Source organism: Nemorincola caseinilytica (genome assembly GCF_039540515.1).
Taxonomy (GTDB): Bacteria; Bacteroidota; Bacteroidia; order Chitinophagales; family Chitinophagaceae; genus Nemorincola; species Nemorincola caseinilytica.
On record NZ_BAABFA010000015.1, the window covers coordinates 113,933 to 123,834 of the forward strand.

Genomic DNA, 9,902 nt, shown 5'->3' on the forward strand with positions numbered 1-9,902 from the left:
GCCTAATAAGTATACTTTCACGGTCGCAACCTTCCTCCGGCATTTTTTGAGAATAAGGATAGTATATATCATATCGGTCATTTGGATCGCAGGTCTTGTGGCCTGTAAGGGTACCGGCGATACAAAGCAGGTAGGGCTTAGCCAGTTCGACAGCGTCTGTACGGCAGCAGAAAAGCTCTCAGATTCGGGCCGGAGCGAGCAGGGGATGATAATGATACAGGAGGCGTATAAGACCCTGAACGACCTTTCGATAGAAGATCATATCAAGTATTTCACTACCAGCAATGTTTATTACAACCACTTCAGCCAGCACGACCGGTCTATAGAGATAGCTGATAGTATGCTGGCCGTACTGAACCGGGCCGAAGAGTCGCGTGCGGTGGCCATGGCCCGTATAGTGGCCTACAATATAAAAGCCGATGCGCTCTTTGCCAAAGGCATGTACAACGATGCCTACAACTACTATTTTGTAGCACAGAAGCTGGCACTGGACAGTAAGGACTCCTGCTCGCTGCGTACATATACCTACAGCCTGGCGATGACCCTCTACCGCCAGCAGCGTTTTCAGCAATCGGCAATGCGCTTTAAGGAGGCATATGCACAGTCGCAGCCATGCGCCGAAGATTTCAATCTCTTCTATTTCAAACAGGAAGTGTTGGATAATACCGGGCTTTGCTATAATGCCCTGGGCAAATACGATAGTGCGCTGGTATATTATCGCATGGCATTGCAGTACATAGATACATCGCGGGGGAAATATACTTTCAAATTGCCGGTAGTATTCGAAGCTGCTAAGGCAGTAGTGTACGGCAATATGGCCGAAGTATATGTGCATCAAGGCAAATACGATTCTGCCAAGACATTGTACAAGTATAGTATCAATATAAACCTGCAGAAAGGTTATACCAATTCGGATGCGCTCATAGACCAGGTGAAGCTGGCCGACCTTTACTTCAAAACAGGAGATGTGCGTGGCTCGAAGGATGTGATGGATATGATAGCGACCGAGCTGGATACCATACCCAATGCCCGCGTAGAGATGCTGTGGCACAAGCTGATGTGGCGATACAGCGAGCATGTGCGCGACTCCCTGAACGGCTTCAGGCACCTGCGCATGTATACCATAAAGAACGAGGAGTATATAAATGCGCATAAGGACCTGATGGAGACCGACCTGGACATGCGCGTGAAGGACCTGGAGAAACAGTACCGGATAAACCTGCTGACCAAAGACAAGAAACAGCAACGCACCTATATGGTGATAGTGACCGCGCTGGCCATTACCTTCATAGCCCTGGTACTGCTGGTATGGCGCAATGCGCGCCGGTCTCGCAGGAACCTAAAGCTGCTGACCGAGCTGAACAACAAGATAAATGAGCAGAAAGAGCAGCTGGAAGATGCACTGGAAGAACTGCGCAATAAAGAGAAGGATAAGACAAGGATACTGCGGTCTGTAGCGCATGATGTGATGAACCCCATAGCTGCCATAGTATCGCTGACAGATATACTCTTTTACGAAAAAGAGAGCCTTACGGAAGAACAGGTACATGTGATAAACCTGATACGCGAGGCCAGCGCCAATTCGCTGAACCTGAGCAAAGACATAATAGAGGCGGCAGAGCAGTATGATGACAAGACCATGACCCGCGAGAACACCGATATAAATATGCTGGTGGCGCGTGCGGTAGAACTCCTCAATTTCAGGGCGCTATCGAAGAGGCAGCAGATCATCACTAAGTACCCCGCACAGCACATACATGCCAGTGTGTATAAGGATAAGATACGCAGGGTGATAAACAACCTGGTAGCCAATGCCATAAAGTTCAGCTACGAGAGTACGGTGATAAACGTGGTACTGGAGCAGGTGGGCGATAAGGTACATATATCTGTACGCGACTCAGGTATAGGCATACCTGCCAAGAATCTGCCTCATATCTTCGATGTTTTCACGGATGCACGCCAGGCAGGTACACAGGGCGAGGTGACGCATGGCCTGGGTCTATCTATATCTATGCAGATAGCCAGGGCCCATGGCGGCGATATATGGGTAGAGAGCGAGGAAGGCAAGGGCGCTACTTTCCATTTCGAGTTCCCTGTCTCCGGGGAATAATACCAAATGTAATAGTGTTGTGATCTGATTGGGTAATGCAGGGTGTTATGCATACCGCCATAAAGAAAAAGACCATCCCGAAGGATGGTCTTTCCTATAAGATGTGCCGGAGAGAATTAGGCTATCTCTACTTCAGCGCCAGCTTCTTTCAGCTTGTTAGCGATGTCTTCAGCTTCTGCTTTGCCAACGCCTTCTTTCACGTTCTTAGGAGCGCCATCAACCAGTTCTTTGGCTTCTTTCAGGCCAAGACCGGTGAGGTCTTTCACTACCTTCACAACGTTCAGCTTAGACGCACCTGCGTTCTTCAGCACTACGTTGAAAGATGTTTTCTCAGCAGCAGCTGGTGCAGCGTCTGCGCCACCACCACCTGATACTACTACTGCAGCAGCAGCTGGCTCGATGCCGTATTCTGATTTCAGTACGTTAGCCAGTTCCTGTACGTCTTTTACAGTAAGGGCTACTAATTGCTCGGCTAATGCTTTGATGTCTGCCATTTTATTATGTTTTGTTCTGTTTTTAAAATTGTTTTTTGGTACTCACTTAAATATATATTGACCTGGAAGCCGTTGTTGATCGCATCAGCATTATGCCTCTGCGGTAGCCTCTTCTTTGCCTTCGTGGTGGTGCAGCAGGGCAGCCAGTACACGCTTGGCAGGAGACTGAAGGAGACCGATGATCTCGCCGATGAGCTCGTTCTTGGTCTTGATCTTGGTAAGTGCATCGAGCTGGTTGTCGCCTACGAACACGTCAGTGTCTATAAGCGCAGCCTTCAGCACGGGCTTGTCGCCGCCGCCTTTACGGAAAGAAGACAGTATCATGGCCGGTTCTTTCGGAGAGTCGGAGAACATGAGGGCAGTAACACCATGCAGGGAGTCGTATATGCCATCATATTTCGTATCGTTGAAGCTTTCGAGGGCTTTGCGGATGAGGGTGTTCTTGGCCACCTTCATTTCCACATTCTTCTCGAAGCAAAGCCTGCGGAGCTTGCTCACCTGTTCTACCGTCAGAGACTCGGTATTGGTGATGTAAAAATTGCTGTACTGGGCGAATTTGCCTTTCAGTACTTCTATTGCTTCATTTTTTTGAGCAGGTGTCATTTTATTTTATTTTGACGATCTGGGTGTTCCGGCTTTTGGCCGTTATTGCCAGATAGGTTATTCAATTTTGTTTCAATTCGACAATTAAACGCTCTTTGTATCTATCGCAAGGCCGGGGCTCATGGTAGATGCCATGCTGATGCCTTTGAGGTAGGTACCCTTGGCAGTAGCGGGCTTCATGCGCACCAGTGTATTGATGAGTTCCTGTGCGTTCTCTGCTATCTTGCCGGGCTCGAAAGACACACGGCCTACAGAGGCGTGTATGATACCGGCTTTGTCTATTTTGAACGCTATCTTACCACCCTTTACGTCAGTAACGGCTGCGGCCACATCGTTGGTCACAGTACCGGTCTTGGGGTTAGGCATGAGGTTACGGGGGCCGAGTATCTTACCCAGGCGGCCTATCTTAGGCATCACCGAAGGTGTAGCTACTATCACGTCCACATCTGTCCAGCCACCTTCTATCTTCTGTACGAATTCGTCCAGACCTACATAGTCAGCACCTGCGTTCTTTGCTTCTGTTTCCTTATCGGGAGTGCAAAGTACGAGTACACGCTTGGTCTTACCTGTACCGTGAGGCAGGGTAACTGTACCACGGATGGCCTGATCGGCCTTCTTGGGGTCTACACCGAGGCGTATGTGCATATCCACCGAGCTATCGAACTTTGTAAGGTTCACGCTCTTTACCATACCGGCAGCTTCTGCCAGTGTGTATTGCTTGTTTTTATCGAGTTTAGCTTCTACAGCTTTTCTTTTTTTAGTGATCGCCATTTCAGTTCTTTTGAAATAAGGTGAAAAAATACTGTTAACAGGTGGCTGCCATTATTTAACAGTGATGCCTTCGGGTGCTGTACCTTCTACTGTGAAGCCCATGCTGCGTGCCGTACCTGCTACCATGCTCATAGCGCTAACGAGCGTAAAGCAGTTGAGGTCGGGCATTTTGTCCTTGGCTATCTCTTCTACCTGTGCCCAGGTCACCTTACCTACCTTCTGGCGGTTAGGTTCTTTAGAACCTTTCTGCTGTTTTGCAGCTTCCATGAGCTGAATAGCAGCGGGAGGGGTCTTGATAACGAAGTCGAAAGACTTGTCGGTGTAAACGGTAAGGGTAACGGGAAGTACCTTGCCTATCTTGTCCTGTGTGCGAGCGTTGAACTGCTTGCAGAACTCCATGATGTTGACGCCTTTGGAGCCGAGCGCCGGGCCGATGGGCGGAGCTGGGTTCGCTTGTCCGCCTTTTACCTGCAGCTTCACGAAGCCGCTGATCTCTTTAGCCATTTTAATTGGTTTTTGGTGTTAACGAATCTGTCCCTGGCCATTGTGGCTTCGGGGCCTATTCTCCCAATGCATTCTTAAATTAAGAGCAAAATGAGAAATTGGAGTGCAAAGGTATGGGTAAAAAATAAAAGTAAAAAATAAAAAAGAAATTTTTTTGTGTTGTGTTGGTCGAGACGCGGAGCGGGATGGGGCCTGATATAGACCAGGTGTATATATAATGAGACGCAAACCCCAGAGTTTGCGTCTCATTTATATAAAATAGATAGAAGATGCACATGTGCATCTTCTATCGCTATTTTTTTAATTCTTCACAGGCAGGAAGCCATAGCTTTTGCCGTATTCCATCATTTGTGAGAAGAAGTTGTCGGGGTATTCGATCTTTACATCGGTTATATCTTCTCCGTTCTTCACCGGCACCAGCCTCGGCTGTATGAAACCACGGTATGGCTTAATGCCCAGCGTAGAGAAACGGGCCAGCACTTCTTTGTGCAGGGTAGGGTCTACCTTTACGCCATAGGTCTCTACCAGCGCCTTGCCGGCCTTGTAGTCGCCTTCCGATTTGATGCGCTGTATCTCGCGCAGGAGCTCGCCGAAGAGCTGGCGCAGCTTGGCATAGTCGTTGACCTGCACATAGGTCTTGCCATTTTTCTTCACCATGCTCACTACATTGTCCTTCTTGCCTTTTTCGAAGGCCCAGCGGGCTACCAGCGCACGGTTGCGCATGTGTGCCTCTTCCAGCTGCTCGCCCGGCTTCAGGCGGGTAAGCTGGGTAATGATGCCATTCATCATATAATTGTCGTAACCGGCCATACCTACCTCAAGGCTGGGCATAACACCGAGGTCTACGAGCTTTTGGTCGTATATATAATACAGGCCCACAAGATCGGCACGGGCCTCTTCGAGGCAGCTGGCATAGTTCTTCAGCGTTACATCGGTAGTGGCTACGCCGGGGTTCAGCTTGCCCGATGCGTGGCCGATACATTCATGCATATCGGTATGCAGGTCGCTGGCCAGTGAGCCATGCTGCTTCAGGCGCTGTAGTACGGTATCGTTCACTGCGAATTCGGCAGCCAGTCCACCCTTGGCGCTAGCTACATTGTAAGAATGAATGATATTGGTAAGCGATACGGACTTCGAGCCATGCTCTGCACGGATCCACTCGGCATTGGGAAGGTTGATACCGATAGGCGTGCTGGGGGCAGCATCGCCGCTTTCCACTATAACGGTGATGGCCTTGGCAGTGATGCCCTTCACGGTATCTTTCTTATGCTCCTTCATGATGGGCGAGTTGTCCTCGAACCACTGGGCCTCTTTGGCTATGGCCTCTATGCGCTTGGTCTCTTCCATGTCTTTGAGAGACACCGTGCTTTCGTAGCTGCCTTTTTTGCCTATAGCATCCATGTATACCTCTATGAAACCGTTCACGGCATCGAGGCGTGAAGATGTGTTTCGTACCCAGGCTATGCTATACTCGTCGAAGGTCTTGAGGTCGCCGGTCTTGTAGAACTGTACCAGGAGCTCGAGCGCCTTTTTCTGCTCGGCATCTTCGGCCACGGTAACGGCTTTTTCGAGCCAGAAGATGATCTTGTCTATGGCTGCGCCATACATGCCACCGCTCTTCCATACCTTTTCTACCATCTGGCCATTCTCCTTCATCACCTTGCTGTTGAGGCCCCATGAGGGTGCATTGGCGCTGGAGTCGAATTTTTTGTAGAAGGCCTCTACTTCTTTCTGAGTGACCCCTTCGTAGAAATTGTTGGCAGAGCCCACTATGTTATCGACATTGGGGCGGAGGTCTACGAGCTTGGGTTTGAACTTGAGGTCGTACACGGTGGGCTTTATGCGTGCCAGGAAACCATCCACACTTTCTCCGGCCTCTTTAGGCAGCTTCGATGTATCGCTGGCCTTGAGCACAGAGGTGAAGTACTCGTAAGAGCACTCGGGTATGAACTTCTCGTTGCTATAGTGGTGATAGTTGCCACTGCTGAACCATACACGGCCGCAGTAGGTCTCGAACTTCTTCCAGTCATCGCTCTGCTTGTCGCCGGTATAGGTGCCATACATGGTCTCTATGGTCTTGCGGAGCATTATACCTTCCTTGCTCTTCTGATCGTAAATGATGTCGCGGCCGCAGAGGGCGGCCTCGTAGAGGTAGTAGGCGAGCTTTTTCTGCTGCAGCGAAAGCCCTTTGAAGCCGGGTACCTGGTAGCGCAGTAGCTGGAGGTCGGCAAAGGCCTGCGCCTCGGTGACGAAATTGTCGTCATAGCCATCGGCCACAACTGTGGTATCGGCCTTGGGGGCAGATGCTGTGTCGGCACTGTTGCCGCAGCCGGTGAGTACATGGGCGCCTATGGCCATGGCCGGTATGGCCCATTTAAGGTTCATTCTGTTCTTCATGTATTATAAGAAATGGACGTTAAAAGTACATTTTATTTCATTATAAGTATTTGCCCCAGTGCAGATGTAGCGGAAGTGCGGCAGTAGAAAAATATTTGCCACGAAGCATACATTCCGGAGAAATAGCACGTCTCATCTTCTGATGAGGTCCATATGGAGCTACAAGCAGAACATGTGGATAAATATTGACAAGGAACATTTTTTTTGTTTATCTTTACCCGTTATAATTTCTATACATGAAAAAACTATTGTACGGCACTTTGGTATGCGCATTATTGGGTAGTATGGCATCGTGCAGTAACGGAGACTACCAGACAGATCCGAAAAGCCCGGCCAATGGTGCTGTGAACCCTGTGACACCCCTGGATGGCTCGGAGTTCAACTGGAGCGGTTCGGAGCCACTGAGCATGGATATAAACGGCTCTAAATGGGTGGCAGATGATGTATACTTCTACCTCGATACATCGGGGAGCAATGTACTGATAGCTTCTAAGGTCAATAGCTCTGTACGACTGATGCTGTACCTGCGCGATGTGTGGGCAGGTAATGTGTATAGCATGGAATGGCAGAACTATGGCCGCAGGGCAGAATTCAGCGACAGCACTTACATAGGCGAGATATTCACCAGCGACCGCAGCAACTCTGGCGGGCTGAGGATAAGCCGCAATGATACGGCCGTGATAGAAGGCAAATTCTATTTCAAAGGCATATCACAGAACAGCAAGGTTGTGAATATCCGCAATGGGTACTTCAAGATAAATAAGTGGTAAAATATTCTCTGCAGTTAATTTGAGAGACCGCATCCTACAAGATGCGGTCTCTTCATTTATGCGCAGTGCTGATATTTATTGCCCGTTATTGCCGGGATCTGATATTTTTGGCAGATGTTGCAACGTTTTCTTTTCCTGCTGGTATTCGTGGTATCGAGCCAGTTGTATCCGGCACGGTGCTATGCTGTTACCGATCCTGATACAAGCGGGGAGAACTATGCGCACCTGCGAATAAGCCTGCTCATTAGCGGCCCCAGCAAAGAATTCTGGTCGGCCTTCGGGCATGGCAGCATACGGGTAATAGATAGTGCCCGTAATAATGATGAGCATGACAAGATCTACAATTTCGGAGTGCTGGAGCCGTTCCCGGAAAGCATAATGCACCAGTTCCTTACTAAGCGGGTAAAGGCGTCTTTCGATAGTATCACCTATTCGGAGCTTTTGCAGGAATATGCCTTTGCCGGAAGAAGGCTTACGGAATACGAATTTATTCTGACTCCGCAGCAAAAGAAAATGCTCATTGTGTACCTGCGCCGTAAGCTCGACTATAACGAGCGATATTACGATTATGATACTTTTCATGATAACTGCAGCACCCGTATCCTCGATCTTTTCCGGAATGTGTTCGGAACTGCCTTTGTACCCGGGCCCAGCATGCCTCCCGGGGTAAAGATGACCTTCAGGAACGTTTCTGTGAACAGGTATTGTGCGCCATATGGAAAATACTGGTTCGGCCTGGGGCTGAACCTGCTTTACGGCCGCCCTGCCGACAAGATAATGCAGGGCTACGATGGCATGTTCCTTTCCACCTATCTGCAAAAGGGTATGACAGGCGCTACCCTGGCGGGCAAAAAGATATGTACGGGGGAAGGACACGACATATTCAGCGAGACGATAGACTGGTCGCCGGGCCCTAACCCGCCGCACTGGATAGCATGGATGATAGCGGCGCTGGTAATAGTGTGTTATGTGTTCCCAAGATCTGCGGTTCCGGGGCGCATCATGGGGGGGCTGGTGCTGCTATCCATAAGTGTGCTGGGATGTTGCATACTGTATACCTGGTGGCTGGACGGCGAACCTGCATGGACCAATAACCTGAATATATTATGGGCCCTGCCTACCCATTTCCTTATACCATTCCTGGGGCGTAATGCCAGGCGGTGGTATGCATGTGTGGCGCTTGCGCTGCTGGCAGTGGCCGTGCTGGCAAGCGCAATGCAGGTACAGTACTTGCCCTTGTTCGAGGTGGGGCCGCTGCTGCTGGCATTGGTATGGATATATAGTAATATGTATCGGAAGAACACACCCGGCAGCGCTGCGGCGCAATAATACGGCCCATGCTGCCTACTGGCGCGCGTGCCTTAGCAGCTCCTTTTCCATTATAGAGTAGGCATGTGCTTTGAGAGCTGGCAGGTCATCGGTCGTCATGCCATTTACATGTATAGGAGCCAGGTGAAAAGCCCTGTTGCGGCCCGGCCATATCTTCCACCACGCGGTGTGCGGGGCTCTTTTCTCAGCATCGGGGAAAATGATGGGCACAATGGGGGTTCCGGTATCTATAGCAAGGCGGAACGCGCCGTCATAAAAATCTTTCAAGGGTCTGTCCGTAGCGTTGAAGGTACCCTCGGGAAATATGAGAATGCTACCCTCGGTAGCCAGTGTATGGGCCATAGCTGCCATGCTGGCTGCCCTGCTTTCGGGGCTTTTGCGGTCCACTACTATTACCACATGCTTATATAGGTAGCCCCATATAGGCACTTTGGTCATTTCTTTTTTGCCCAGGGGTCTGAAATGACCTTTTATTGCCGGGAATATATTTATGTCGTCGATGTAGGAAGCATGATTGGCAATGTATATATACCTGCCTTTGGCTGTCTTGTTACGGACCCACAACGGCATACCTGTAAGCCAGGACCATGTGGTGAAGCTGAGCCTGATGCCCATATTTATCGCTCTTTTTGAGGCTACGGAGCTAAACAGGCTTGCTATGAAATTGAAAGGGTAAGTGGCCATGAAGCAGATCACGAATGCCAGCAGTGCATATGTGGTGTAGAATAGCTGAAGTATCTTCCTGATCATTGGGGGCGTTGGGACTGCGATGTGTTCTAGCAGGTGCGTACTGTTGTAAAAATAGGTAGTTGGGAGAAGAAAGGAGGGCAAAAAATATGCCCTGTAACTCATTTGCGTGCTTTTAGTTACATCCGGCCCACTAAAAGAGAGGTAACGAAATCATATTGATATCTTAATGCTGTA

General features: G+C 49.6%; 9 protein-coding genes. 3 read left to right on the forward strand and 6 right to left on the reverse strand.

Going from position 1 to position 9,902, the window contains the following annotated elements; all coding sequences use genetic code 11:
* The first annotated feature begins 46 nt into the window (after window positions 1–46).
* Window positions 47–2,110 (forward strand): ATP-binding protein, encoded by a 2,064-nt coding sequence (locus tag ABD843_RS11705; protein ID WP_345083336.1) that lies wholly within the window; start codon window positions 47–49, stop codon window positions 2,108–2,110.
* Window positions 2,111–2,226: 116 nt separating this feature from the next.
* On the opposite strand, the gene rplL is transcribed toward ABD843_RS11705, so the two are convergent.
* The 5 genes from rplL to ABD843_RS11730 form a co-directional block, all read right to left on the reverse strand.
* Window positions 2,227–2,604, reverse strand: coding sequence for a 50S ribosomal protein L7/L12 (gene rplL, locus ABD843_RS11710; RefSeq protein WP_345083338.1), 378 nt, complete (start codon window positions 2,602–2,604; stop codon window positions 2,227–2,229).
* Window positions 2,605–2,694: 90 nt separating this feature from the next.
* A complete protein-coding gene (rplJ, locus tag ABD843_RS11715) occupies window positions 2,695–3,207 on the reverse strand; it encodes a 50S ribosomal protein L10 (RefSeq protein ID WP_345083340.1) in 513 nt (170 codons plus the stop codon).
* An 84-nt stretch (window positions 3,208–3,291) separates the two neighbouring features.
* The gene (rplA, locus tag ABD843_RS11720; RefSeq protein ID WP_345083342.1) at window positions 3,292–3,978 is read right to left on the reverse strand and encodes a 50S ribosomal protein L1; all 687 of its coding nucleotides are present in this window, start codon (window positions 3,976–3,978) and stop codon (window positions 3,292–3,294) included.
* Window positions 3,979–4,029: 51 nt separating this feature from the next.
* Window positions 4,030–4,482 (reverse strand): 50S ribosomal protein L11, encoded by a 453-nt coding sequence (rplK, locus tag ABD843_RS11725; RefSeq protein WP_345083344.1) that lies wholly within the window; start codon window positions 4,480–4,482, stop codon window positions 4,030–4,032.
* A 300-nt stretch (window positions 4,483–4,782) separates the two neighbouring features.
* Complete coding sequence (locus tag ABD843_RS11730; protein WP_345083346.1) at window positions 4,783–6,879, reverse strand: dipeptidyl-peptidase 3 family protein; 2,097 nt, start codon at window positions 6,877–6,879, stop codon at window positions 4,783–4,785.
* Window positions 6,880–7,115: 236 nt separating this feature from the next.
* Here ABD843_RS11730 and ABD843_RS11735 point away from each other — a divergent pair, with 236 nt between their 5' ends.
* Together ABD843_RS11735 and ABD843_RS11740 are read left to right on the forward strand one after the other, a co-directional pair.
* The gene (locus tag ABD843_RS11735) at window positions 7,116–7,649 is read left to right on the forward strand and encodes a DUF6252 domain-containing protein (protein WP_345083348.1); all 534 of its coding nucleotides are present in this window, start codon (window positions 7,116–7,118) and stop codon (window positions 7,647–7,649) included.
* Between the two features lie 114 nt (window positions 7,650–7,763).
* Window positions 7,764–8,978, forward strand: coding sequence for a lipoprotein N-acyltransferase Lnb domain-containing protein (locus ABD843_RS11740; RefSeq protein WP_345083350.1), 1,215 nt, complete (start codon window positions 7,764–7,766; stop codon window positions 8,976–8,978).
* Between the two features lie 15 nt (window positions 8,979–8,993).
* On the opposite strand, the gene ABD843_RS11745 is transcribed toward ABD843_RS11740, so the two are convergent.
* Complete coding sequence (locus ABD843_RS11745; RefSeq protein ID WP_345083352.1) at window positions 8,994–9,728, reverse strand: lysophospholipid acyltransferase family protein; 735 nt, start codon at window positions 9,726–9,728, stop codon at window positions 8,994–8,996.
* Window positions 9,729–9,902: the final 174 nt, after the last annotated feature.

Coding starts and splice junctions, on each gene's coding strand:
- ABD843_RS11730 (WP_345083346.1), bottom strand. CDS start 6,879: ATGAAGAACAGAATGAACCTTAAATGGGCCATACCGGCCATGGCCATA.
- rplA (WP_345083342.1), bottom strand. CDS start 3,978: ATGGCGATCACTAAAAAAAGAAAAGCTGTAGAAGCTAAACTCGATAAA.
- ABD843_RS11745 (WP_345083352.1), bottom strand. CDS start 9,728: ATGATCAGGAAGATACTTCAGCTATTCTACACCACATATGCACTGCTG.
- rplJ (WP_345083340.1), bottom strand. CDS start 3,207: ATGACACCTGCTCAAAAAAATGAAGCAATAGAAGTACTGAAAGGCAAA.
- rplL (WP_345083338.1), bottom strand. CDS start 2,604: ATGGCAGACATCAAAGCATTAGCCGAGCAATTAGTAGCCCTTACTGTA.
- ABD843_RS11740 (WP_345083350.1), top strand. CDS start 7,764: ATGTTGCAACGTTTTCTTTTCCTGCTGGTATTCGTGGTATCGAGCCAG.
- rplK (WP_345083344.1), bottom strand. CDS start 4,482: ATGGCTAAAGAGATCAGCGGCTTCGTGAAGCTGCAGGTAAAAGGCGGA.
- ABD843_RS11735 (WP_345083348.1), top strand. CDS start 7,116: ATGAAAAAACTATTGTACGGCACTTTGGTATGCGCATTATTGGGTAGT.